The organism is Nonomuraea africana, from assembly GCF_014873535.1.
GTDB lineage: Bacteria > Actinomycetota > Actinomycetes > Streptosporangiales > Streptosporangiaceae > Nonomuraea > Nonomuraea africana.
The window spans coordinates 5,799,800-5,823,538 of record NZ_JADBEF010000001.1 but is presented as its reverse complement, the minus strand read 5'-3'; the positions used below and the strand labels follow the sequence as shown (position 1 = coordinate 5,823,538).

The 23,739-nt window shown below is 70.1% G+C and carries 26 protein-coding genes and 1 tRNA gene; 15 read left to right on the top strand and 12 right to left on the bottom strand.

All coding sequences use genetic code 11. The features are described from left to right. Positions 1-52 precede the first annotated feature (52 nt). The gene (locus H4W81_RS27635) at positions 53-1,006 is read left to right on the top strand and encodes an LLM class F420-dependent oxidoreductase (RefSeq protein WP_192777494.1); all 954 of its coding nucleotides are present in this window, start codon (positions 53-55) and stop codon (positions 1,004-1,006) included. On the opposite strand, the gene H4W81_RS27630 is transcribed toward H4W81_RS27635, so the two are convergent. Together H4W81_RS27630 and H4W81_RS27625 are read right to left on the bottom strand one after the other, a co-directional pair. Further along, the gene (locus H4W81_RS27630; RefSeq protein ID WP_192777493.1) at positions 973-1,464 is read right to left on the bottom strand and encodes a DUF6328 family protein; all 492 of its coding nucleotides are present in this window, start codon (positions 1,462-1,464) and stop codon (positions 973-975) included. The genes H4W81_RS27635 and H4W81_RS27630 overlap by 34 nt on opposite strands. After that, positions 1,461-1,922 (bottom strand): DUF1360 domain-containing protein, encoded by a 462-nt coding sequence (locus H4W81_RS27625; protein ID WP_192777492.1) that lies wholly within the window; start codon positions 1,920-1,922, stop codon positions 1,461-1,463. Before H4W81_RS27625 ends, H4W81_RS27630 begins: the two co-directional genes overlap by 4 nt. Positions 1,923-1,984: 62 nt before the next feature. Here H4W81_RS27625 and H4W81_RS27620 point away from each other — a divergent pair, with 62 nt between their 5' ends. Beyond that, positions 1,985-2,581 (top strand): nucleotidyltransferase family protein, encoded by a 597-nt coding sequence (locus tag H4W81_RS27620; RefSeq protein ID WP_192777491.1) that lies wholly within the window; start codon positions 1,985-1,987, stop codon positions 2,579-2,581. Positions 2,582-2,625: 44 nt separating this feature from the next. Here H4W81_RS27620 and H4W81_RS27615 read toward each other — a convergent pair whose 3' ends face one another. The 4 genes from H4W81_RS27615 to H4W81_RS27600 form a co-directional block, all read right to left on the bottom strand. Then, positions 2,626-2,976, bottom strand: coding sequence for a PRC-barrel domain-containing protein (locus tag H4W81_RS27615; RefSeq protein WP_192777490.1), 351 nt, complete (start codon positions 2,974-2,976; stop codon positions 2,626-2,628). Positions 2,977-3,023: 47 nt separating this feature from the next. After that, positions 3,024-3,344 (bottom strand): hypothetical protein, encoded by a 321-nt coding sequence (locus tag H4W81_RS27610; RefSeq protein WP_192777489.1) that lies wholly within the window; start codon positions 3,342-3,344, stop codon positions 3,024-3,026. A 17-nt stretch (positions 3,345-3,361) separates the two neighbouring features. After that, positions 3,362-5,551 carry an accessory Sec system translocase SecA2 gene (secA2, locus tag H4W81_RS27605; protein WP_192777488.1) on the bottom strand — a complete coding sequence of 730 codons (2,190 nt, stop codon included), beginning with the start codon at positions 5,549-5,551 and terminating at the stop codon, positions 3,362-3,364. 79 nt (positions 5,552-5,630) lie between these two features. After that, positions 5,631-6,494 (bottom strand): DMT family transporter, encoded by an 864-nt coding sequence (locus H4W81_RS27600; protein ID WP_192777487.1) that lies wholly within the window; start codon positions 6,492-6,494, stop codon positions 5,631-5,633. A 206-nt stretch (positions 6,495-6,700) separates the two neighbouring features. Here H4W81_RS27600 and H4W81_RS27595 point away from each other — a divergent pair, with 206 nt between their 5' ends. After that, positions 6,701-7,063 carry a VOC family protein gene (locus H4W81_RS27595; RefSeq protein ID WP_192777486.1) on the top strand — a complete coding sequence of 121 codons (363 nt, stop codon included), beginning with the start codon at positions 6,701-6,703 and terminating at the stop codon, positions 7,061-7,063. An 80-nt stretch (positions 7,064-7,143) separates the two neighbouring features. After that, a complete protein-coding gene (locus H4W81_RS27590; RefSeq protein ID WP_192777485.1) occupies positions 7,144-8,028 on the top strand; it encodes a DMT family transporter in 885 nt (294 codons plus the stop codon). Here the strand turns inward: H4W81_RS27590 and H4W81_RS27585 are convergent. After that, on the bottom strand, positions 7,931-9,082 hold the full coding sequence (locus H4W81_RS27585) for an FAD-dependent oxidoreductase (RefSeq protein WP_192777484.1): 1,152 nt from the start codon (positions 9,080-9,082) through the stop codon (positions 7,931-7,933). The two genes, H4W81_RS27590 and H4W81_RS27585, sit on opposite strands and share 98 nt — an antisense overlap. Positions 9,083-9,158: 76 nt before the next feature. On the opposite strand from H4W81_RS27585, the gene H4W81_RS27580 reads away from it, so the two are divergent. Beyond that, positions 9,159-9,761: a TetR/AcrR family transcriptional regulator gene (locus H4W81_RS27580; RefSeq protein WP_318781997.1), complete on the top strand. Its 603-nt coding sequence runs from the start codon at positions 9,159-9,161 to the stop codon at positions 9,759-9,761. A 133-nt stretch (positions 9,762-9,894) separates the two neighbouring features. Here the strand turns inward: H4W81_RS27580 and H4W81_RS27575 are convergent, their stop codons facing one another. After that, positions 9,895-10,485 (bottom strand): GNAT family N-acetyltransferase, encoded by a 591-nt coding sequence (locus H4W81_RS27575; protein WP_192777483.1) that lies wholly within the window; start codon positions 10,483-10,485, stop codon positions 9,895-9,897. Between the two features lie 106 nt (positions 10,486-10,591). Between H4W81_RS27575 and H4W81_RS27570 the strand changes: the two genes are divergently transcribed. From H4W81_RS27570 to efeB, 6 genes are all read left to right on the top strand, one after another. Next, a complete protein-coding gene (locus H4W81_RS27570) occupies positions 10,592-11,794 on the top strand; it encodes an acyl-CoA dehydrogenase family protein (protein WP_192777482.1) in 1,203 nt (400 codons plus the stop codon). Continuing rightward, positions 11,785-12,924, top strand: a complete 1,140-nt coding sequence (locus H4W81_RS27565) for an acyl-CoA dehydrogenase family protein (protein ID WP_318781996.1) — start codon at positions 11,785-11,787, stop codon at positions 12,922-12,924. Before H4W81_RS27570 ends, H4W81_RS27565 begins: the two co-directional genes overlap by 10 nt. Next, entirely contained in the window at positions 12,921-14,012 is a 1,092-nt protein-coding gene (locus tag H4W81_RS27560; RefSeq protein ID WP_192777481.1) for an acyl-CoA dehydrogenase family protein, read from the top strand. The genes H4W81_RS27565 and H4W81_RS27560 overlap by 4 nt, the downstream gene beginning before the upstream one ends. 127 nt (positions 14,013-14,139) lie before the next feature. Continuing rightward, the gene (gene efeU / locus H4W81_RS27555; protein ID WP_192777480.1) at positions 14,140-14,964 is read left to right on the top strand and encodes an iron uptake transporter permease EfeU; all 825 of its coding nucleotides are present in this window, start codon (positions 14,140-14,142) and stop codon (positions 14,962-14,964) included. Between the two features lie 15 nt (positions 14,965-14,979). Then, positions 14,980-16,125, top strand: coding sequence for an iron uptake system protein EfeO (gene efeO, locus H4W81_RS27550; protein ID WP_192777479.1), 1,146 nt, complete (start codon positions 14,980-14,982; stop codon positions 16,123-16,125). 7 nt (positions 16,126-16,132) lie between these two features. Further along, positions 16,133-17,389 carry an iron uptake transporter deferrochelatase/peroxidase subunit gene (gene efeB, locus H4W81_RS27545; protein ID WP_192777478.1) on the top strand — a complete coding sequence of 419 codons (1,257 nt, stop codon included), beginning with the start codon at positions 16,133-16,135 and terminating at the stop codon, positions 17,387-17,389. A 28-nt stretch (positions 17,390-17,417) separates the two neighbouring features. Here the strand turns inward: efeB and H4W81_RS27540 are convergent, their stop codons facing one another. Further along, positions 17,418-17,996: a TetR/AcrR family transcriptional regulator gene (locus H4W81_RS27540; RefSeq protein WP_192777477.1), complete on the bottom strand. Its 579-nt coding sequence runs from the start codon at positions 17,994-17,996 to the stop codon at positions 17,418-17,420. Between the two features lie 146 nt (positions 17,997-18,142). On the opposite strand from H4W81_RS27540, the gene H4W81_RS27535 reads away from it, so the two are divergent. Continuing rightward, positions 18,143-18,916: a nuclease-related domain-containing protein gene (locus tag H4W81_RS27535; protein WP_192777476.1), complete on the top strand. Its 774-nt coding sequence runs from the start codon at positions 18,143-18,145 to the stop codon at positions 18,914-18,916. On the opposite strand, the gene H4W81_RS27530 is transcribed toward H4W81_RS27535, so the two are convergent. Together H4W81_RS27530 and H4W81_RS27525 are read right to left on the bottom strand one after the other, a co-directional pair. Beyond that, the gene (locus tag H4W81_RS27530; protein ID WP_192777475.1) at positions 18,897-20,222 is read right to left on the bottom strand and encodes a vWA domain-containing protein; all 1,326 of its coding nucleotides are present in this window, start codon (positions 20,220-20,222) and stop codon (positions 18,897-18,899) included. The genes H4W81_RS27535 and H4W81_RS27530 overlap by 20 nt on opposite strands. Further along, a complete protein-coding gene (locus H4W81_RS27525; protein ID WP_192777474.1) occupies positions 20,219-21,049 on the bottom strand; it encodes an AAA family ATPase in 831 nt (276 codons plus the stop codon). Before H4W81_RS27525 ends, H4W81_RS27530 begins: the two co-directional genes overlap by 4 nt. 324 nt (positions 21,050-21,373) lie before the next feature. Between H4W81_RS27525 and H4W81_RS27520 the strand changes: the two genes are divergently transcribed. The 3 genes from H4W81_RS27520 to H4W81_RS27510 all read left to right on the top strand — a co-directional run bounded on the left by H4W81_RS27520 (position 21,374) and on the right by H4W81_RS27510 (position 21,878). Beyond that, positions 21,374-21,532, top strand: a complete 159-nt coding sequence (locus tag H4W81_RS27520) for a hypothetical protein (RefSeq protein ID WP_192777473.1) — start codon at positions 21,374-21,376, stop codon at positions 21,530-21,532. A 29-nt stretch (positions 21,533-21,561) separates the two neighbouring features. Beyond that, entirely contained in the window at positions 21,562-21,744 is a 183-nt protein-coding gene (locus H4W81_RS27515) for a class F sortase (RefSeq protein WP_192777472.1), read from the top strand. A gap of 60 nt (positions 21,745-21,804) precedes the next feature. Next, positions 21,805-21,878: transfer RNA gene (locus tag H4W81_RS27510), tRNA-Lys, on the top strand. Positions 21,879-22,106: 228 nt separating this feature from the next. Here H4W81_RS27510 and H4W81_RS27505 read toward each other — a convergent pair. Next, a complete protein-coding gene (locus H4W81_RS27505) occupies positions 22,107-23,657 on the bottom strand; it encodes a phosphodiester glycosidase family protein (protein WP_192777471.1) in 1,551 nt (516 codons plus the stop codon). Positions 23,658-23,739: the final 82 nt, after the last annotated feature.

Below are 23,739 nucleotides of genomic sequence, written 5' to 3'. Positions count from 1 at the left end.
TGCCCCGGAGGAAAGCCGTCTAACATTCAACCCGCCGGGAAGGGGCCGATTTATGACAACATTCGGCTATTTCCTGTCATCAGAGGAACACGGCCCCAACGAGCTCGTCCGCCAGGCCCAGTTGGCCGAGCAATCCGGCTTCGAGGCGCTGTGGATTTCCGACCATTACCACCCGTGGCTGGACGAACAGGGTCAGAGCCCGTTCGTGTGGTCGGTGATCGGCGGCATCGCGGCGACCACCAGGCTGCCCGTCACCACGGCCGTCACCTGTCCGCTGATCCGCATCCACCCCGCCGTCGTCGCCCAGGCCGCGGCCACCAGCGCCGCCATGTGCGAGGGCCGCTTCCGCCTGGGCATCGGCACCGGCGAGGCGCTCAACGAGCACATCACGGGTACGGCCTGGCCGCCCGCCGAGGAGCGCCTGGAGATGCTGGAGGAGGCCGTCGACGTCATACGCAAGCTGTGGCAGGGCGACCTCGTCACGCACAGGGGCACTCACTACCGCGTCGACACCGCCAGGCTCTACACCCTGCCCGACCAGCCGCCGCCGATCTACATGTCGGGGTTCGGCGACAAGTCCGTCGAGCTGGCGGGCCGCATCGCCGACGGCTACATCACCACCGGACCCACCGCCGAGCTGGTCGAGCTGTTCCACAAGTCGGGCGGCGAGAGCAAGCCCGCGGCGGGCGGGCTGAAGGTCTGCTACGCCCCCGACGAGGCGCAGGCCAGGGCGACGGTCCACCGGCTCTGGCCCACGCAGGGCATCAAGGGCGAGGCCTCCCAGCTGCTGCCGCTGCCCAGGCACTTCGAGCAGCTGGCCGAGATGGTCACCGAGGAGGAGGCGGCCGGGTCGAGCCCGTGCGGACCCGACCCCGAGGCGCACGTCCAGGCCATCAGGAAGTACGTCGACGCCGGATTCGACGAGATCTACGTCAACCAGATCGGACCCGACCAGGACGCGTTCTTCGCGTTCTACTCGGCCGAGGTACTGCCCCGGCTCCGGTAGAGGTCGAGCAGCGGCTGGAGCAGCCAGAACCAGACACCGGTCAGCGCCACGGCGGCGGCGAACAGCGCGGCCTGCCAGTTGTTGATCACCGTTTCGGTGACGAGGGCGACCGCGCTGGTCATCGCCACCAGGAGGAACATCGCACCCGCCACGCCCAGCTCGTTGGCCCGGTGCAGCATCTTCTCCTTCAGCCCGGTGCGGAAGAGGAGCCGGTGCTGGGCGGCGGGGGCGATGAAGCAGACGGAGGCGAACGCCGCGGCCATCAGCGAGATGAAGAACAGCCACCGGCCCAGGGCGTCGACCTTGACGAAACCCACCTGGAACGGGACGGTGAGCAGGAAGGCGAACAGCACCTGCACGCCGGTGACCGCCACCCGCAGCCCCTGCAGCAGCTCGGCCAGCTCGCGATCCACCCGCTCCTTGTGGCTCTCGCCGGGTTCGGCCCGCTCCTCTTTCACTCGGCCTCCTTCATGAGCTTGGCGTAGCCGAGCTGCAGCCAGTCGGAGACGGCCACCGCCGTCATCGTCGAGCCCGCCAGGCGGGTCAGCCGAGGCGCGAAGACCAGTCCCACGGCGTAGGCGGTGGCCACCCACTGCGCGAGGCAGAAGGGGCAGGCGACCAGCTCGCCCACCGCGCCCCGCGGCTCCTCCTTCAGCTCGGCGGGGCCGCTCACCCCGTCGAACCTGGTGAAGGGGGCGCGCAGCGGGCTGGTCACGCTGTCCTTGGCGAGCGTGCGCGACATCCGGTGGGTGCTCACGCCCATGAGGAAGAGATCGAGCACGCCGATCCGCTCGGGCGGTTTCTTCCCCAGGAAGACGGCCAGCGCGGCCGCGGCCGTGACGGCCCCGCCGTACGCTGCCATGATCCGCAGGTAGCCGCCGACCGGGCGGCCGTACTCCTCGGTGATCTCCGTCATGGAGTGCCCGCTACCCCTGCTCGGCAGGTCTAGTCGCCGAGCGTGCGGGTAGCTGGCGTCACATGGGCAGCCACAGCCACGAGGTCACCGATTCCATCCTGGAGACGTTGAAGAGAGCCAGCACCGGGCTCAAGGAGTCCGGCGTGCCGTTCGCGCTCGCGGGCGGCTGCGCCGCCTATGCCAGGGGAGCGGCTCCCTCGCTGCACGACGTGGATTTCGTGCTGATGGAGAAGGACGTGCCCGCCGCGTTGGAGGGTCTGGCCAGGATCGGCTTCACCACCGCGAAACCGCCGGAGGACTGGCTGGTCAAGGCCTATGACGAAGGCCGCCTGGTGGACCTGATCTTCAGGATCGCCGACCGGTCGGTCACCGAGGGCCTGCTGGCCAGGGCCGAGTCGCTGCCGGCTTCGGCGGTGATCGTGCCCGTGCTGGAGGCCACCGACCTGGTCATCTCCTGGTTGCTGCCGATGTCGGAGCACTCCTGCGACTACGGCTCGCTGCTGCCGCAGGTGCGGGCGCTGCGCGAGCAGGTCGACTGGAACAGGGTGGCCGCGGTGACCGAGCACTCGCCCTACGCCTTCACCTTCCTGACGCTGCTGGAACGCCTTGAGATCATCGACAAGCCGGTCGAGGCGGTCATGGACCCCAAGTGGCCATGAGAAAGGGCCGCGCCCGGTGGGCGCGGCCCTTCCGCCTCCTCGTGTCAGAAGGTCTGAGGGAAGCGGCCGTAGTAGTCGCCCAGCCGCTGCCGATAGTCCGGCTCCTTGAACGAACCCTCGTCGAACTCGGGAGCGTTCTTGATCTCTTCCTTCGTCCTGGAGACGTAGACGTTGCGCTCCTGCGGGTCGATGCGAGTGATCACCGAGGCGGGCAGCATGACCTTCTTACCGAAGATCCACGGTCCGGTGTCGATGATGACGTAGCTCTCGCCGACCTCGTAGGTCGCCTCGTCGATTGACCCGATCTTGCCGTCCGTCGCCTGGACGTGGTAACCCACGAGGTCCAGACTCTGGTTCCGGTCGTAGACGTCAGGACGATAGTTCCAGAGCTCCATTGGTGCTCTCTCCCTCTCTTCTTTCGTCTTTCTCGGGCCCGCCCCCACTACCCTGGCGGCTGCGCGCTAACCGCCGGACGGCCGCGCGTGTTCCAGCGCGCGATTCCGGCGGAGCTCAGCAGGCACACCCCGTACAAGACCAGTCCCAGCGTTTTCATCTCGTCCGGCAGGCCGGCGTTCTGCAGGATCATCAAGGCGCACGCCGCCGCCATCAGCAGGTATGCCCATCCCTGCAGGCGCGGATTGATGACTTTGCGCCGCTGGGGCGTTCCCCTGGGAATGCGCCCGGTGATGAGAACGGCATTCCCGAGCGCCGCCAGAAAAACGGCCAGCGCCAGGAGAATCCAGTCGACGACGATGTTCGTCACCGTTCATCACGCTGCCTTTACCCGTGCCGGACAGCCGAGGTGACCCTCTTCAGAATGCGGTCCCATTCGGTGCCGAACGGATTCTCCTGCACCATGTACGTCCACGTCGCCGACGGGCGCTTCAGGTCGCGGCCCGGCTCCTCGAACGACTCGAGCGAGCGCCGCTCCACCTCCGCCAGCAACGTCTTGTACTCCGCCACCGCCTCGCGCTGGAACTCGTCGACCGGGCTCATGCGGCCCAGCGCCCGCAGGTGGATGCCCTCGCGCAGGTCGCTCAGGAACGCCAGGTGCTCGGTCCAGCAGGTGTCGATCGCGTGCAGGACTATCTGCCTGGCGCGCTCGTCGCGGGAGTCGTCGTCGAGCGAGGCCCAGCGCTCGGGGTCGGCCTTGGCCAGCGCCTCGGCGGCCGCGTCGGTGTGCAGGACCTTGTCCCGCCATTCGAGGATGAGCTCGCGCTGGTGCTCGAGCAGGCGGGTGTAGCGCCAGGTGTTGCGGTGGATCTCCAGGTTGACGCCCTCGGCGACGCGCTGCGCGTGGCCGATGAGGTAGGCGCCGCGGCGGTGCCGTACGACACCGTCGGGGTCGGCGGCGGGCGGGCGCTCGTCCGGCACGTACTGGGTGATGAGGTCGTCGCGCATGCTCGCGAAGAAGACCGAGCCGCCGGGGTCGCCCTGGCGGCCCGCGCGCCCGCGCAGCTGGTCGTCGAGGCGGCTGCTGACGTGCCGGCCCGAGCCGATCACGTACAGGCCGCCGAGCTCGGCCACGCCCTCTCCGAGGCGGATGTCGGTGCCGCGGCCCGCCATCTGGGTGGAGACGGTGATCGCGCGCAGCTCGCCCGCCCTGGCGATGATCGCGGCCTCCTCCGCGTCGTTCTTGGCGTTGAGCACGACCGGCTCCATGCCGCGGCGCTGCAGCAGCTTGGCCAGGTTCTCCGACTCGGCCACGTCGAGGGTGCCGATGAGGATCGGCCGCCCCGTGGCGTGCATCTCCTGGATCATCTCGACCAGCGCCGCGTCCTTGTCGGGCTCGGTCGGGTAGAGGCGGTCGGGCTCGTCCACCCGCACGCACGGCTTGTTCGGCGGGATGACCGCCACCTTCAGCCCGTAGAACTCGCCGAGCTGCTCGCTGACCGCGACCGCGGTGCCGGTCATGCCGCACACCTGCGGGTAGCGCCTGATCAGCCCCTGCACGGTGATCTGGTCGAGGATCTCGCCCTTCTCCGTGGGGGAGAGCGCCTCCTTGGCCTCCACCGCCGCCTGCAGGCCGTCGGGCCAGCGCTGCAGCAGCGCCACGCGGCCGCGCGAGGGGTTGATCAGCTGCACCTTGCCGTCGCGCACGATGTAGTCGACGTCGCGGGTGAGCAGCGCGTGCGCGTGCAGGGCCAGGTTGAGCTCGATCAGCGTGCCGGGCTCGTTCTCGTCGTACAGCTCGACGCCGAGGATCGACTCCACGCTGTCGGCGCCCTTCGGCGTCAGGAAGACGTTGCGCGACTGCTCGTCGATCTCGTAGTGGTAGCCCCTGACCAGGGTGCGCACCAGCGCCGCCATCTCGGGCACGGCGTCGCCCGGGTCGGCCGCGCCCGCCAGCACCAGCGGCACGCGCGCCTCGTCCACCAGCACGGAGTCGGCCTCGTCGACCAGCGCCACCTCGGGCGCGGGCATGATGATCTCGCTCGCGTCGGTGCGCATCCTGTCGCGCAGCACGTCGAAGCCGATCTCGCTGACGGGGCCGTAACAGACGTCCTTCTCGTAGGCGGCGCGCCGCTCCTCGTGCGTGGAGTTCTGGCTGATCCAGCCGACGCTGACGTCGAGCGCCGCGTAGAAGGGCGCCATCCACTCCGCGTCGCGTTGCGCCAGGTAGTCGTTGACCGAGATCACGTGGACCCGCTTGCCCTGCAGCGCGTAGCCCGCCGCGGCCATGGCGCCCGACAGCGTCTTGCCCTCGCCGGTCGCCATCTCGGCCACGTGCCCGTGAAGGAGCGCCAGCGTGCCCAGCAACTGCACGTCGTACGGCCTGAGCCCCAGCGTCCGGTCCGCGGCCTCGCGCACGACGGCGCAGAACTGCGCCAGGTCGTCCATCTTCGGCTCGGGCAGTTCGCCGGGGAAGCACAGCTTGGCCGCCGCCTCGACGATCTTCTGGTAGGGGCTCAGGTTCAGGCCTCCTGGCCGGTCCAGAAGGTTCCTGAAAAACCCGGAAAACGACGCCACGAATCCTCCAACGAGCGCTCGGTCGGCACCGGTTCCCGTACGTGCCGGTACGGCGGCGCCCGCCGTACCGGACACTAGCTCATTCGCGCTCGTGCACGGTGAGTACGACCACCGCGCCGAGCAACACAAGGCAACCCGCCATGGTCAGCGCCGTCAGGCGCTCGCCGAACAGCAGCACGCCGAGCGCCGCCGCGCCGACCGCCTCGCCGAGGGAGATCACCGACACGGTGGTCGCTCTGAGCGCGGACAGGCTCCGGAAATACAGCCCGTACGCCAGGGCGGTCGGCACCGCGCCGAGGTAGATCAGCAACGCCACGGTCGGCAGCGTGACCTCTGGCAGGAAGCCGTCGGTCATGGCGAACGGCGCCAGGCACAGCGCGCCCACGGCGAACCCGCCCACGGCGGTGCCGTACGGGTCGTCGTGGTGCCGCCTGGAGTGGAGCGTGACGGCGGCGTATCCCGCCGCCGACAGCAGCGCGAGGCCCACGCCCGCGAGCGTGGCCGTGGCCTCGGGGCCCGCGCCGCTCGACCCGGCCGTGAGCAGGATCAGCCCCAGCAGCGCGGCGCCGACGCAGGCCGTGCCGACCCTGTCGAGCCGCTCGCCGAGGAAGATCCGCCCGCCCACCGCGGTGAACAGCGGCGTGGCGCCCATCGTGACCACCGTCGCGATGGCCACCCCCGAGGCGGCGATCGCACCGAAGTAGGCGGTCTGGTAGAGCGCCATACCCGCCCCCACCAGCAGCATCCTGCGGTGGGTGGCCGGCCTGCGGCGGATGATCGTGATGAGGAAGAGCGCGCCGAGCAGGTATCGCCAGAGCGAGACCCCGACCGGGCCGAGCCCTGTGGACTGGAAGAGCAGGGACCCGGCCGCGCCGCCGGTGCCCCAGGCGGCCGCGGCCACCGAGACGTACAGCACGCCGCGCCGCACGGAAACTTGCGTCATTGATCTCTCCGGGAGGAGTGGTTGTCGACGTCCGGCCCGTACGCGGGCGGCAACCACCCCCGGATCGCGGAGGACCCGGAGAACTACAGGAGAGTGCCGCCCGCTAGTGCGCGGGCGGCGGAGAGATCACGAAGTACGGCACCCCCTCACCCTATGCCCTCGTGTACCTGACAGGAGCTGACAGGTATGCCTGCCAGACTGGCGTCATGACAACGAAGGCAAGCCTGATCGCCGTCTCCATCGACTGCGAAGACCCCGTGAAGATGGCGGAGTTCTGGTCCAAGGTGACCGGCTTCGAGATCCAGGTCGCCGAGGCCGAGTACTCCGCGGTCGGCGACGGCGCCACGAGCATCTACTTCGGTCGGCTGCCCGGCTACAAGGCGCCCGCGTGGCCGAGTGACGACAAGCAGTTCCATCTCGACTTCCGGGTGCCCGACGTGGCCAAGGCGGTCGAGGAGTACGAGGCGCTCGGCGCCACCAAGCCCGAGTTCCAGCCCGGCGAAGGCTGGGTCGTCATGCAGGACCCCGAGGGTCATCTGTTCTGCGTTTGTCCTGAGAGGTCCTCCTAAAGTCTGATTCAAGCCATGGCGCAGGGACTCTAAGCTGGAGCAATGCTCCTGAGAGGTTCCACGCCCCTGCGCGGGCGCCCATGACGTGGGTCGGCCTGGTCATCGCCCTCGCCGGGGCACTGGGATACGCGGTCGGCGCCGCGCTGCAGCAGTTCGAGGCGGTCGCCGAGGGCGCCTCGCTCAAGCTGGTCAGGCGCCCGCGCTGGTGGATCGGCGGCGTCATCGGCTTCACCGGCGCCAGCCTGCACGCGGTGGCGCTGAGCTTCGCGCCCCTGGTGGTCGTGCAGCCGGTGTCGGTGGCGACGCTGGTGTTCGCGGTCCCGCTGGCCGCCTACCTGTACGGCCGCAAGCCGTACCGGGCGGAGATCCTCGGGTCCATCGCCGTGGCGGTGGGCCTGCTCTGGCTGACGCTGCTGGTGCCGCACACGGACGTGAAACCGGAGCTGTCCTCGACCGCCGCGCTGGGGTTCATCGCGGTCATCGGGGCCATCGTGCTGGTCGCGAACGCGGCGGCGCGCAGGTCACGAGGTCCGGCCAAGGCGCTGCTGCTGTCGGTGGGAGCGGGCGTGGTCACCGCGAGCGTGTCCACGTTCGTGCGCGTCGTGGGGGGCGGCATGGAGGGCGACCTCTCCCGGCTCGTCCACTGGTTCACGCTGGTCATCCCCACGTTGCTGGTCTGCGCGGTGGTGCTGCTCCAGCGGTCCTACGCGGTCGGCTACTTCGGCATCGCATACGCGGGCGTGCAGGTCATCGACCCGATCACCTCCGTGCTCGCCGGCGCGATCCTGCTCGGCGAGCCGCTGCCCACCTCGCCCTCGACGGCCGTGCCCGCGCTGCTGGCCGCGGCGCTGACCATCGGCGGCACGATCACGCTCGGGCGGCTCGCCCCTGACCAGTCGCGGCCGACTCCGGAGGTGTCCATCCCAGTACCTCATCCATCGAGCGCAACATCAGATCGGAGCTGAGCCTGCCGGCCAGCGCCATTCCCGTCTCGCGCAGCCGTACGGCCAGCGGGTGGCGCACCTTGGTGGCCCTGCAGATCTTCGTCGACTGAGCCACCACCTTGGCGGTGCGCGCCAGCCGCGCCTCGGTGTAGGCGGTCAGGTCCGGCGCGGTGGCGGCCAGGACGATCGCGTCCTCGATAGCCTGGCAGGCCCCCTGCCCCAGGTTCGGCGTCATGGGGTGCGCGGCGTCGCCCAGCAGCGCCACCCTGCCCCTGTGCATGGCCGGCAGCGGAGTGCCGAGGTAGTAGACGTCGTTGCGGATGACGTCCTCCCGCCTGGCCGACTCCAGCAGCGCGGGGATCGGCTGGTGCCAGTCGCCGAACCTGCGCAGCAGCCCCGCCCGCTCATCGCCGTGCGGCTCCCCGGCAGGGGCCAGGTCGGTGGCATAGAGGTAGACGAGGTCGTCGGCCAGCGGGTGGACGCCGGCGACCAGCCCCCTGCCCCACGTCTCGGTGCTCTGCACGACGCCGCCCGGCTGGGGGACCAGCACCCGCCACGCGGTCACGCCCGAGTAGACGGGCGCGGGATGACCGGGGAAGAGCGCGGCGCGGGTGGCGGAGTTGATGCCGTCGCCCGCGACCACCAGGTCGGCCTCGAACTCGCCACCCTGCGTGCGCACCACGCCGTTCTCCGCGTCGACGCCGGTGACCGGGGTGCCGAGGCGCAGGTCGCGCACTCGGTCGGCCAGCAGGTCCACGAGGGTGGCGCGCAGCATGATGGCGATGGAGTCGCCGTAGCGCGCCGCCGCGCTCTGCTCGCTGGTCTGGATGAGCCATCTGCCGTGCGGCGTGCGCAGGCCGCCCGTGCCCTGGATCCTGGAGAGCCTGCGGACCTCGTCGCCGAGGTCGATCGTGTCGAGCGCCTTCAGGGCGTTGGCGGCGACCGCCAGGCCCGAGCCCACGGCTTCGAGCCGCTCCGCGCGTTCCAGGACGGTCACCTGCCACCCGCGCCGCTCCAGCGCGACGGCGGCCGTCAGCCCGCCGATGCCTGCCCCGATCACCACAGCTCTGGACATGCCGTCACTCCTCACTACGTCTGTAGTGCGGACGTTACTACAGACGTAGTGTCACTACAAGTGTAGTCTTTGTGATGTGAAACGTTCGGAGGCCGTCGCGGAGGCGGCCATCACCCTGCTCGCCGAGCGCGGCATGCGCGGGCTGACCCACCGGGCGGTCGACGAACTGGCGGGGCTGCCGCCGGGGTCCACCTCCAACCTGGCGCGCACGCGGGCGGCGCTGCTGGAGCTGACCCTGCACCGGCTGACGGAACTGGAGGAGAACGCCTTCGCCCCTGCGACGGGGGACGCCCGCGCTGTCCTCGGGAATGGCGCGAGCGCGGGACCGTTCGGAACGGAGGGCATGGAGCTCGGTGAGCTGGCGGACCTGCTGGCCGAGGTGCTCGCCGTCCAGCTGGGCGACAGGCGGCGCACGCTCGCCCGCTACGAGCTGGCCCTGGAGGCGACGCGCCGTCCCGAGCTGCGGGAGATCTACGACAGGGTGGGCGCCAGGTTCCGCGACCCCGCCGCCGCGCTGCTCGCGGCGGCCGGCTCGGCGGACCCCGTACGGCACGGGCGGCAGCTGGTGGCCTATGGCGAGGGCATCATGTTCGACGCGATCGCGGGCGCCGGGGTGACGCCCACGATCGACGACCTCAGGGCGGGGCTGAGGGAGTTCCTGTCCGGCATGCTGCGTTGACGGCCCCGGCCACTGAACGCGCGGCCGTGCCGGTCACCCTCAGATGGCCTCGCGTGGAGAAGGCTCGCTGGGCAGACCCGATCGGCGGCCTCGCGCCGGGCGAGCCGCCTGGGGTGGGCAGGCCCGGTCGTCCTCAGGGGGTCTCGTGTCGGGTGAGGCGGACGCGGTGGGCGGGCCACTCGTCGTCCAGGATGCCGAATACCACGGTGTCGCGCCACGTGCCGTCGAGCCTCGGCCGGTGCCTGCGCAGCGTGCCCTCGTGCACCCCGCCGATGCGCCTGATCGCCGCCTGCGACCGCGTGTTCAGGTGGTCGGTCTTGAGCTGCACGCGGTTGTAACCGCCTATCTCGAAGGCGTGGTCGATCAGCAGCACCTTGCACGAGGTGTTGACCGCCGTGCGCCACACCGCCCTGCCGTACCAGGTCCAGCCGATCTCCACGCTCTGGTCGAAGCCGGGCACGTCGAGGTAGGTCGTCCACCCGACGGCCCTGCCGCTCTCCTTCAGAATGACCGCGTGCGCCGCGTACTTGGGGTTGTCGATCACCTCGCCGGCCACCGCCGCGAGCTCCTCCTCGGTGCGGGGCGTGGGGACGGACAGCCAGCGCCAGACCTCGTCGTCCGCTCCTCCGGCGAGGAAGAGGTCGGGGACGTGGTCATAGGTGAGCGGCTCCAGCCGTACGACGGAGTTCTCGAGCACGACGGGAGAGGGGAGCTTGGCGGTCATGCGGCACACCGTATCGAACGCCCCCACCTGCGCTTATGGCCACCCGGGGAGAATTTCGGGCGACCACTTGTCGACAGCCATACCGGCCGGTCGGTAGGGTCGGTTCATGGACTTCGCCTTCGACACCGTCACCGAGGACCTGCGCGAGCGACTGCTGCGCTTCATGGACGAATGCGTCTACCCGGCCGAGGAGGCCTTCGAGGAGCAGGCGGCGACCAGCGGCTGGGGCAGCCCGCCGCTGATGGCCGACCTCAAGGAGGAGGCCCGCAAGAGGGGGTTGTGGAATCTCTTCCTGCCCGGTGCGCACGGCGCGGGGCTGACGAACCTGCTGTACGCGCCGCTGGCCGAGATCATGGGGCGCAGTCCGAGGATCGCCCCGACGGCGACGAACTGCGCCGCGCCCGACACGGGCAACATGGAGGTGCTGGCGGGGTTCGGCAGCGAGTGGCAGCGCAAGGAGTGGCTGCGCCCGCTGCTCGACGGCGAGATCCGCTCCGCGTTCGCCATGACCGAGCCCGACGTGGCCTCGTCCGACGCCACCAACATCTCCACCCGGATCGTCAAGGACGGCGCCGAGTACGTCATCAACGGTCGCAAGTGGTTCATCTCCGGTGCGATGAACCCGAACTGCAAGATCCTCATCGTCATGGGCAAGACCGACCCCGACGCGCCCAAGCACCGCCAGCAGAGCATGGTGCTCGTCCCGCGCGACGCCCCCGGCCTGCACATCAAGCGCGGCATGCACGTCTTCGGCTACAGCGACGCCGACCACGGCGGCCACGCCGAGGTGGTCTTCGAGGACGTGCGGGTGCCCGCCGACCACCTGATCGGCGAGGAGGGCGGCGGCTTCGCGATCGCCCAGGCCAGGCTCGGGCCCGGCCGCATCCACCACTGCATGCGCATGATCGGGATGGCCGAGCGGGCGATCGAGCTGATGTGCACGCGGGCCCTCGCCCGCACGGCGTTCGGCAAGGCGATCGCCGAGCAGGGCGTGGTCCAGGACTGGATCGCCGAGTCCAGGGTGCGCGTCGAGCAGCTCAGGCTGCTGGTGCTCAAGACCGCGTGGCTGATGGACACCGTCGGCAACAAGGGCGCGCACACCGAGATCCAGGCGATCAAGATCGCCACACCTCAGACCGTCGAATGGATCCTCGACAAGGCCATCCAGGTCCATGGCGCGGGCGGCGTCAGCCAGGACTTCCCGCTGGCCGGGCTCTGGGCCGGAGTGCGCTCGCTGCGCTTCGCCGACGGCCCCGACGAGGTGCACAAGAGGTCGCTCGCGCACAGGGAGCTCAAGAAGTGGATGTAGTCGACAGGTTCCTCGAGAACGCTCCCTCCGACCGGCTGGAGTTCCTGCGGGCCAGGTTCGACGCGGGCCTGGCGTGGGTGCACTTCCCCGTGGGCCTCGGCGGCCTCGGCGCGCCGCGAGAGATGCAGCAGGAGGTGGAGCGCGCGCTCGCGCACACCCCGCAGCTCGACACCGGCGTCCAGGCGATCGGCCTGGGCATGGCGGCCCCGACGATCCTCGCCTTCGGCACGGAGGAGCAGAAGAAGCGCTTCCTGCGTCCGCTGTGGACCGGCGAGGAGATCTGGTGCCAGCTCTTCAGCGAGCCGGGCGCCGGCTCCGACCTGGCCACCCTGGCCACGCGGGCGGTCAGGGACGGCGACGAGTGGGTCGTCGACGGGCAGAAGGTCTGGACGTCGGGCGCCCACCACGCGCGCTGGGCCATCCTGGTCGCGAGGACGGACCCCGACCTGCCCAAGCACCGCGGCCTGACCTACTTCATCTGCGACATGCACGCCCCCGGCGTGGACGTGCGCCCGCTGCGCCAGATCACCGGCGAGGCCGAGTTCAACGAGGTCTTCCTCACCGGCGTGCGGCTCTCCGACGACCTGCGCCTCGGCGAGGTCGGCGACGGCTGGCGGGTCGCGCAGACCACGCTCATGAACGAGCGCGTGGCCATCGGCGGCGCGCCCGTCCGCAGGGGCGGCGGCATGATCGGCCTGGTCGCCGACGCCTGGCGCGAGCGACCCGAGCTGCGCACCCACGATCTGTACCAGCGCCTGCTCGCGTTGTGGGTGGAGGCCGAGGTCACCCGCCTGTCGGGGGTACGGCTGCGCGAACAGCTCGCCGCGGGCCAGCCGGGCCCCGAGGGCTCGGGCATGAAGCTGTCGTTCGCCAAGCTCAACCAGGCACTGACCGGGTTCGAGGTCGAGTTCAACCGCGACCTCGGCTACGACGACTGGGCCTTTCGCCGCTCCGACTCCGTCGACTTCCTCGGCCGCGGGCCCGGCTACCGCTACCTGCGGGCCAAGGGCAACTCCATCGAGGGCGGCACCTCGGAGATCCTGCGGAACATCATCGCCGAGCGGGTGCTCGGCCTGCCCTCCGAACCCCGCGTCGACAAGGACGTGCCCTGGAAGGACCTGCCGCGATGACGCTGCTCTACACCGACGTCGAGGACGAGCTGCGGGCCGCCGTGCGCGACCTGCTGGCCGACCGCTGCCCTCCCGCCGCGGTGCTGGCCAGGGTGGAGGACGAGCCGCACGACCTGGATCTGTGGAAGACGCTGGCGCGCGACATCGGCGTGGCGGGGCTGCTCATCCCCGAGGAGTACGGCGGAGCGGGCGCCTCGGCGCGCGAGGCGGCGGTCGTGCTGGAGGAGCTCGGCAGGGCCGTGACGCCGGTCCCGTTCTTCACCAGCTCGGTGCTCGCCACCCATGCCCTGCTCCAGGCCGGAGCGGGCGAGCTGCTGCGCGGGGTGGCGGAGGGCGATCTCACGGTCGCGCTCGTCGTGCCCTTCTCCGTCTCGCCGTACAGGGAGGTCGGGGGCGCGGTCACCGTCACGGACGGGCGCCTGACCGGCGTCGTGAGCGCGGTGGCGGGGGCGGACGTGGCAGACGTGCTGCTCGTGCCGGTGGACGGGACGCTGCACGCGGTCCCCGCCGCGGAGGCCACCGTGGAGGTGACGCCCTCGCTCGATCTCACCAGGCCGATCGCCACGGTCACGTTCGCCGATTCGGTCGCCGAGCCGCTGGGCGCGGTCGATGTGGGGCGGACGCTGCGGTTCGGGGCCGGGCTCCTGGCCTCCGAGCAGCTCGGCGTGGCCGAGTGGTGCCTGGAGACGACGCTCGCCTACGTGAAGGAGCGCTACCAGTTCGCCAGGCCCGTCGGGTCCTTCCAGGCGATCAAGCACAGGCTCGCCGATCTGTGGCTGGACGTCGTGCGTGCCAGGGCCGCCGCGCGCGCCGCGACGGACGGCACCGCGCTGGCGGCGGCGGTCGCGCAGGCGTGGAACGCGGGTGTGGCGGTCCACGTGGCGGAGGAGGCGGTGCAGCTCCACGGCGGAATCGGGATGACCTGGGAGCATCCACTCCACCTGTTCCTCAAGCGCGCCAAGTCCACCGAACTGGCCCTTGGCACCCCCGGCGACCACCGGGACGCCCTCGCCGAACTGGCCGACCTTCCCGGGCCGGTCCGAGCTGAACCGGACCGGCCTGAGCTGAACCGGGCCGGCCTGAGCTGAACCGGCCTCGCCTGACGGAGAGCCGTCCAGGCGTGGCCGGTATGTCACCCCGCTATGAGTGGATTGTCACCGACGTGGGTAAGGTAAACCTGGCCTAAATTAGGTATGCCTCACCTAGGGGATCGACGTGTTCGCCAGCTTTCTCATCGGACTGCGGGAGGGCCTGGAGGCGACTCTTGTGGTCTCCATCCTGGTGGCCTTCCTGGTCAAGAGCGACCGCAGGGACAAGCTGCCCCTCGTCTGGACAGGCGTGGGCCTCGCGGTCGCGCTGTCGGTCGGGTTCGGCGCGCTGCTGTCGTTCACCGCCGCCAACCTCTCCTTCGAGCAGCAGGAGCTGTTCGAGGCGCTGACATCCATCGCCGCCACGGTGTTCGTCACCTGGATGATCTTCTGGATGCGCGGCGCCGCCCGCACCATCGCCGGCGACCTGCGGGCCAAGCTCGGCGAGGCGCTCAAGGTGGGCGGGGTCGCCGTCGCGGTGATGGCGTTCCTGGCGGTGGTCCGCGAAGGCCTGGAGACGTCGCTGCTCTTCTACGCCTCGGCGCAGGGCGCCGCCGCCACGGCGCAGCCGCTGATCGGCATCAGTCTCGGCGTGCTCACCTCGATCGTCATCGGCTGGGGGATCTACGCGAGCGCGATCAGGGTCAACCTCACCAGGTTCTTCACCTGGACGGGCCTGCTGCTGATCCTGGTGGCGGGCGGCATACTCAAGTACGGCGTGCACGACCTGCAGGAGGCCGGGATCCTCCCCGGCCTGAACACGCTCGCCTTCGACATCTCCGGCGTGCTCGACCCCGGAGCGTGGTACTCGGCGCTGCTGGCCGGGATGTTCAACATCACCCCGGCGCCCAGCGTTCTCGAGACGGTGGCCTGGGCGGTCTACGTGATCCCTGTGCTGATCCTCTTCCTCCGCCCGGCCGCCGCGCCCAAGGCCGCCGCACCCGTTTCGTAGTAGGAGACACCCGACATGCGTACTTCCTCTCTCGTCGTCACGGGCGCGCTCGCACTCGCCGCTCTCGCGGGCTGCTCCCAGGAGGGGCCTACCACGCGGCCGAGCGGTGCGGGGACCGCCGCCGCAGCCGGTGGACCGATCAAGGTGGCGGCCAGTGACACGGCCTGCACCGTCGCCACGTCCGAGGTTGCCGCGGGGACCACCACGTTCGCCGTGACAAATGGCGGCACCAAGGTCACCGAGTTCTACGTCTACGCGCCGGGCGACAGGGTCATGGCCGAGGTGGAGAACATCGTGCCGGGACTCACCCGCGAGCTGATCGTGGAGCTGCCCGCGGGCGTGTACGAGACGGCCTGCAAGCCGGGCATGGTGGGCAGGGGCATCCGCGGGCCGCTGAAGGTCACCGGTGAGTCAAAGCCGCTCAGCGCCGACGCCAAGCTCGCCGCCGCGACCGCGAGCTACCAGCGCTATGTCAAGAGCCAGACCGACGCCCTGCTGGTCAAGACGCAGGAGTTCGTCGACGCGGTGAAGGCGGGCGAGCAGGAGAAGGCCAAGGCGCTCTTCCCCGTCGCGCGCACCTACTGGGAGCGGATCGAGCCCGTCGCGGAGATCTTCGGCGACCTCGACCCGAAGATCGACGGTCGTGAGGAGGTCATCGAGGAGGGCATGGAGTTCACCGGCTTCCATCGCCTCGAGCGCGACCTCTGGGTGGACAAGGACGTCAGCAAGTCGGGCCCGATCGCCGACCAGCTGATGGCCGACGTGAAGCTGATCGTGCAGAAGGCCAACAGCGAGAAACTCTCGCCCCTCCAACTGGGCAACGGCGCCAAGGAACTGCTGGACGAGGTGGCCACCGGCAAGATCACCGGCGAGGAGGACCGCTACTCGCACACCGACCTCTGGGACTTCGCCGCCAACCTGGCCGGCTCCAAGGCGGCCGTGCAGTCGCTGCGTCCCGTGCTCGAGGAGCGCGCCCCCGACCTGGTGAAGACGCTCGACGCGCAGTTCGCCGCGGCTGAGGCCGCGCTGGAGGTGCACCGGAAGGGCGACGGGTGGAAGCTGCACACCGAGCTGTCGAAGGCCGATCTGAAGAAGCTGTCCGACGCGATCAACGCGCTGGCCGAACCGGTCAGCAAGATCGCCGCGGTCGTGGCCAGGTGAGGACGCGATGAGCGGGGTCAGCCGCAGGAAACTGCTCGGATTCGGCGCGGCGGGCGTCGCCGCGGCGGGAGCGTCCGTCGCGGGCGCCAGGATGCTGCTCGACGCGCCCACGGCCGCGCCCGTCAGCGCGTCCTCGACCATCGACTCCGTCGCCTTCTACGGCGAGCACCAGGCGGGCATCGTCACCCCCGCCCAGGACCGGCTGCACTTCGCCGCGTTCGACGTGATCACCACCAGCCGCGCCGAGCTCGACGCGCTGCTCCAGGAGTGGACGGCGGCCGCCGCCCGGATGACCCAGGGGCAGGAGGCGGGGACGTTCGGCGCGGTCGGCGGCGTGCCGGAGGCCCCGCCCGACGACACGGGCGAGGCGCTCGGCCTGCCCGCCGCCGAGCTCACGCTGACCATCGGGTTCGGCGCCTCGCTGTTCGACGACAGGTTCGGGCTGGCGGACAGGAAGCCGGAGGCGCTGCGCGACCTGCCGCGCTTCCCCGGCGACGCGCTGCTGCCTGAGCTGTCCGGCGGCGACCTGTGCGTGCAGGCGTGCGCGAACGACCCGCAGGTGGCCGTGCACGCGATCCGCAACCTGGCCAGGATCGGCTTCGGCCGGGTGTCGGTGCGATACTCCCAGCTCGGCTTCGGCCGCACCTCGTCCACGTCCCGGGCGCAGGCCACGCCGCGCAACCTCATGGGCTTCAAGGACGGCACCGCCAACCTGAAGCTGGAGGACACCACGATGCTCCGCGACCACCTGTGGGTCGCGCAGGCGGACGGTCCCGCGTGGATGCGCGGCGGCACCTACCTGGTCACCAGGAAGATCCGGATGCACATCGAGACCTGGGACCGCACGTCGCTGGCCGAGCAGGAGGCCATCTTCGGCCGTGACAAGCGCGAAGGCGCGCCGCTCGGCCTGAAAAAGGAGTTCGACGAGCCCGACTTCGCCAGGAAGGGCCCCGACGGCGCGCCGGTGATCGGCGAGGTGGCCCACGTCCGGCTGGCGCATCCCGCCCACAACGGGGGCGCCAGGCTGCTGCGCCGCGGCTACAACTACGTGGACGGCTCCGACGGCCTCGGCCGCCTGGACGCCGGGCTGTTCTTCATGTCCTACCAGCGCGACCCGCATCGCCAGTTCGTGCCGGTGCAGCGGGCGCTGGCAAAGAACGACGTGCTCAACGAGTACATCAAGCACATCTCCAGCGGCCTGTTCGCCATCCCGCCAGGGGTGCGGGACGGCGGCGACCACTGGGGCCGCGCCCTGTTCGCCTGACCCCGCGACCGGGGAAGTGGCGCGCGCCCTATGGCCGCAACGACGTGAGCAGCAGGTCGGCGAACTGCGCGCCCACCTGGGCGCCGGTCAGCGGGCCCTCGACGTGATACCAGCTGCCCAGGTGGTGCACCGAGCCGAAGAAGTAGTCGACCACGATGTCGGCGGGCACGTCGGCGCGGAAGACGCCCTCGCGCTGCCCCTCGGCCACGAGGTCGCGGAAGCGCTCGTGGTAGCGGCGCCGCTCGGCCCGCACGGTCTTCTGCGTCTCGGGGGCCAGCAGATGCATGGACCTGAAGAAGATCTTGGAGTCGTCGAGGTTGTCGGCCGTCGTCTCCACGACGTCGGCCGCGGCCGCGTACAGCCGCTTGGACACGGTGCCGGGTCCGTCGGCGATCCGCGTCAGCCGGTCCATCTGCATCCGGAGAACGCGGGCATAGATCTCGTGCAGCAGATCATCCTTGGAGTCGAAATAGTGGTACATCGCCCCCTTGGTGACCCCGGCTGAGACCACGATCTCCTGCACCGACGTGCTCTCGAAGCCGCGTTCGGCGAACAGTCGCGTCGCCTCCGCGAGCAGTCGCTGTCTGACCGGTTCATCCTGTGCCATGGTCACCAGCATACCGACTGGTCGGTTGAGTGTCCGGTAGGGGCTCATCACGCCTAAGTTAGGGTTGCCTTGGGTATCTCATGACCGGCGAGGGATCTTCGGCGTGGCAGATCCATGTTTAACCTACTGAACTCGGGGAGTTTGCCGTGCCCGGTGGTTCAATCTACGTGCAGCAGGACGAGAAGTTCACTGGCTCGTCCCCGCAGTGGTGGTACGAGAAGTTCTGGCGTGAGGACGCGAAGAACCGGCAGCGCTCCAGGGCGATCAAGGCAGGGTTCGGATTCGTCGCGGGCGTGGCGCTGGCCATCCGCTTCGACCTGCCGTGGTCACCGGTCTTCGGACTGCTCTTCGCCGGCCTCGTGGCCGCCCTCGACTGGGCGATCGTGTGGCACAACTTCAACGCCACCTCCGTCTGGCGGGGCCGCCGCCACGGTGAGGTCATCACCCAGCGCAAGCTCAAGCGCGGCCTGAGCAGGCATGGCTACCACATCCTGCAGGGAAGGGCCATCCGCGGCCAGGCCTCGATCGACCATCTGGTCATCGGCCCCGGCGGGGTCTGGATCATCGACAACGAGTCGTGGCCGCCCGACACCGACATCGCCGCGTACGGCGGGCGGCTGTTCTTCGGCGAGAAGTTCGGCTCGCACGTGGCCAAGCCGCTGGTCGCCGCCGCGGGCGCCTTCGCCGAACTGCTCGGCAAGGAGACCGGCATCAAGCTGACCATCCAGCCGATGCTGGCCGTCCACTGCGGGCGGCTGCCGCGCGGCGGCGTGGTGAACGGCGAGGGCATCACGCTGCTCAAGCCGTCGATGGCGGCCAAGCTGATCAGGCGCTCGGAGCGGGTGGTGCTGACCGAGGAGCAGATCGAGCTGCTGGCCCGCACCGCGGCGCGGGAGCTGGCTAGGCGAGCCGCTCTATGAACTCCGCCAGCTGGGCGATGTTGCGGCACTCCCGCATCGGCACGATCGAGCCGTAGGACGTGGCGAGCGAGTCGCCGCTGTCCCACTGCCGCCTCGGCTCGGGGTTGAGCCAGTAGGCGTGCCTGGCGTCCTTGACCAGCCGCTTGAGCGTGTCGAGCGCGGGCGGCTGGTAGTTGGAACGCGCGTCGCCCAGAATGAGCAGGCTCGTTTTCGGGCCGATGACGTCTTTCTCGGCGAATTCCTCGAATGCCCGCCCATAATTTGTCCGACCAAAGCGTGACATATTGGCTTCTGTCGCGAGTTTTGCCAGGGCCTCGCTCACGTCACCACCCGGGGCGAAGAATCGGGTGATCTCATCCACGGTGTCCACGAATCCGAACGCCCGGACTTTCGTGAACTGCTCCCTGAGCGCGTAGGTCAGCAGCAGCGTGAAATGGGCGAAGGAGGAGACCGAGTCGCTGGTGTCGCAGAGGATGACCAGCTCGGGCTTGTGCGGGCGGGGCGGCCGGAACCTGGGGTCCATCGGCACCCCGCCCGTCGACAGCGAGGCCCGCACGGTCCTGCGGAAGTCGAGCCGTCCCCGCCTGCCGTGCCGCTGCCTGATCGTCAGTCTCGCCGCCAGCCTGCGGGCCAGCGGATGGACCTCTCTGCGCAGCCTGACGAGGTCCGCCCTGGTGATCCGCAGGAAGTCCAGCTGGTCGAGGGGCGGCCGTACGGCGGAGCGCGCGATGCGCTCGATGCCCGAGTCCTCGGCGATCCTGCGGCGCACGTCGGTGGCGACGGCGTCCTCGAAGCGCTTGATGTTGGCGGTGACGCGCTGGCGCGTGCTCTTCTCCTCCAGGCCGCCTCGGGGCACGCCCTGCAGGATGCGCGCCATGAGCGTCTCGGGGGACAGGGCGCGCATGACGCTGTAGGAGAACCAGTTCTGGCGGCCCTCGGCGGCGGGCTGGCGGCCGAACCGCTCGACCATCGCCCTGGCGAACTCCCTCATCTCGGGATCGGTCGCGCCCGCCAGCAGCCTGGACAGGTGCTCCCGCAGGTCGGGGAGGGGCGCGTCGTCGGCGGGCCTGCCGTCCATGCCGGACGTCGACGACGGGAACCAGAGGTCGAACAGCATGTCGAAGCCCGGGCGGTAGGCGGGCTTCTTGACCAGCGTCGCCGCGTACGCGGCGCGCAGCGACTCACGCTCGGTCAGGTCGATCACCCGCAGCGCCCGCGCCGCGTCCAGCCCCTCGGCCAGCGAGACGGGCAGCCCCGCCTCGCGTAGTGCGTGCACGAATCCGACGTGCCTGTCGACCAGGCTCACAGGCCCAGCTCCTTCCGGGCCCTGGCCTGGTCGGAGGCGTGCTTGAGCACCACGCCGAGCGTGCCCGCCACGGTGCTCTCGTCGAGCTCCTCGCGGCCGAGCGCCAGCAGCGTGCGCGCCCAGTCGATGGTCTCGGCGACCGAGGGCGCCTTCTTCAGCTCCAGCGCCCGCAGCGTGGCCACCGTCCTGGCCAGCTGCTCGGCCAGGTCGCCCGGCAGCGTCGGCACCTGCGCCAGCACGATGTCGCGCTCGCGCTCCTGCGTCGGGTACTCGATGTGCAGATAGAGGCAGCGCCGCTTCAGCGCCTCCGACAGCTCGCGCGTGGCGTTGGAGGTCAGCACCACGAACGGCCTCAGCGTGGCCTCGATCGTGCCCAGCTCGGGGATGGTGATCTGGAAGTCGGACAGCAGCTCCAGCAGCAGCCCCTCGACCTCGACGTCGGCCTTGTCGGTCTCGTCGATCAGCAGCACCGTCGGCTCCGCGCTCCTGATCGCCTTGAGCAGCGGCCGCTCCAGCAGGAACTCCTCGGAGAAGATGTCGTCGTCCGAGCTCGTCGCCTGGATGCGCAGGAGCTGCTTCTTGTAGTTCCACTCGTACAGCGCCCTGGCCTCGTCGAGCCCCTCGTAGCACTGGAGCCTGATGAGGTTCGCGCCGGTCGCCTGCGCGACCGCCTTGGCCAGCTGGGTCTTGCCCACACCGGCGGGGCCCTCCGCGAGCAGCGGCTTGCCGAGGGCGGCGGCCAGGAACACCGAGGTGGCGATGGAGTCGTCGGAGAGGTAGTCAACGGCGGCGAGGCGCTCGCTCACGTCGGCGGGCGAGTTGAACATCGATGCTCCTGTCTGCGGGGACCGAACTTTATTCTAGCACTGATGACAATAAATCCTGAATTAGGCGGATTTGTGAATCGTGACGAAACGCGTCAATAATGGACGCTCCGCCTTATTGCGGTAATGACCGGGACAAGAAGCAGGTTCCGCGGTTCGGTGGCCGAGACATAAGGGGATTTCCTCGCATGACTTCTCAGTCACTGAAGGAGGAAACGCGATGCGTATCGCAGTTGTCGCCGCCGGCCTCATCTTGGCCTCCGGCGTCGGCGTCCCGCTACAGCGACCGCCGCTTCGGCACAGCCCCCGCCCGCCACCGTGATCACCATGGGCGACGACGGTCACTGGGGCGACCACGACGGCGACCACGGCTGGGGCGACGACCACGGCTGCGGCGGGGGTCACGGCTGGGACCATGGCCACCGTTTCTGCCACCGCGGCCCGCACACGGGCGGCGGCGGAATGGCCAAGGTCTTCGCCCGATAGCCATGATGGGACGCGCCACAGGCCGCCGTATGCGTGGTGGCCTCCCTCGCCGCCCTCGCCGTGGGAAGGACCGCTTTCCCGGCGACCAGGTGTACGCCGACCCGGGCCGTGCCGAGCTGCGGCTGATCACCTGCGGCGGCGCGTTCGACACCGGCACCAGGCACTACGTCGACAACACGGTCATCTACGCCAGGCTGGCCGGCAAGGGGTAGTGGCCCTGATTGGCGCTGATTCGACCTGCGTGGAGAAGCCGGGTATATTTCTTCCCGCAGGCGCCGCTAGCTCAGTTGGTTAGAGCAGCTGACTCTTAATCAGCGGGTCCGGGGTTCGAGTCCCTGGCGGCGCACAGCACGAAACCCCCAGCTCGGTATACCGGGCTGGGGTTTTCTTCGTTGGCGGGCCGATCGAACGACTCGTCGATCTTCCTCGCTGCCGGTGGAGATCGCCGGGGCGGACGTGGAGCCCCCTGATCGTGCCGGACACGCTGCTTCCGGCGCCTGCCGGTCTCCGGGTCGATCCCGTCGATCCGGCAGGCGCGGTCCTCCACCTGCTCCCCGGAAAGCGTCCGGCAGATCTACGGGCGGACCAGTACGACGTTGCCGAGCGAGCGCTCGCCCGTGGCGTCCGACGGCCGGTTGACGATGCCGGCGCCCGACGTGACCATGACGCTCGAGCCGCCGCCGTCGAGGTTCATCGCCTCGACGGCGCCGAGCCGCCGCATCAACGCGGCGGTCTGGGCGATGCCGAGACCTTCGCTGTAGCCGGCCTGCCGCCCGTCGACGACCACCAGCATCAGCCTGCCGCGGTCATCCATGCCGATCATCGAGCGCGGGTTGGCGCGGACGGCCCAGTTGTAGGTGAACGTCTGATCCGTGCCCTCGCGGATCAGCCCGTCCGCGGCCGCGTTGACCGATACCTGCCCGTCACGGACGAGCGTGGGACCCACCTGCAGGATCGTGGTGTCGGGGGTGAGCGGAACCAGGCGGCCCGCGCTGTCCTCGACCCGCTCGGAGACGGTCAGCCTGGTGCCGGGCTTCGCGTGGTCGAGGAGCCAGCTCGCGCTGTCGCCGATGGCCTGGATCGTCGACCCGCCGGGCGGGACGCTCGCGCCGCGCGAGGTGTTGAGCGCGATCACCTTGCCGCGGGCGTCGAGCACGGCCTCGGCGCCCGCACCGGCCGGTGGCGTTCCCCACTCGGGGGTGAAGCGCACCAGCTCGCTGGCGTCGGTGCACTTCAGGTCGTGCTGCGGCTTCTCGGTCGGGAGATCGCCACCGACGCCGCCGCAGTTCCAGACCTCGCCAGGCACGCGGTTCACGCCGTCGATCTCCATGGACTCGCCGCCTGCGCGTACCGTCACGTGTGCCGTGTAGGCGTCCACGTCGACCCGGCGTCCACCGTGGGTGATCCTCATCCCGCCGCGGCCCTGCGTCGCCGAGCCGAGCAGCTTGCCGTCCTTGACGTACAGACCGCCGGGGGCGCTGTTGTAGAACCACTGGGCGTTGACGCCTGCCAGGGCGCCCGTCGCGGCGACGAGGTCGGTCAGCTTCTCGGTGCCGTTGAGTGCCGGACCGAAGTCGGTGCCCACGGTGCCGCGGAACTCGCGGAAGTCGACGCGGAGCACGTGAACCCGCTGCGGCGCGCCCGCGTCGGCGCCGTCCTGCGCGGTGTAGCGCGTGCCGCCGGCGAAGCCGGCCGCCCTGATCCGCCTCAGCATGGCCGACGCGTCGGCGCTGGTCGCATACTGCCCGACCCGCACGATCCAGCCGAGCACACCCGCGGGGTGATCCGCGTAGCCGGGCGCGTCGACCTGCTCGATCCGCGGTTCGAAGCCCTTGTCGCGCACCGCCGCGGCGACCCGGTCGGCGATCTCCCTCGAGCCGAGCGCCGTGCCGGCCACGTCGAGCGGACCGTCGATCGTGGCCGGCAGGTACACGTGGACGGTCCAGAAGTCGTCGGCGTCCTTCGCGCCCAGGGAGAGCGAGGTCAGTGTCACTCCGGGGGTCACGGTGGTGGTCTCGGGGGCGGGCGGTGTCGCGCCTGCGGCGGGCCCGGCCATGGCCGCGGTCACCATCGTCACGGCCACCGACACCGACACCGACACCGACAGTATGGCTTTACGGCTCATCTGCGTCCTTCGTCGTTCGCTTGCTGTGTCAGGGAATTCAAGGGGCCGCAAGTGTCCCCGAACCAAACGCCGGCGAACAACC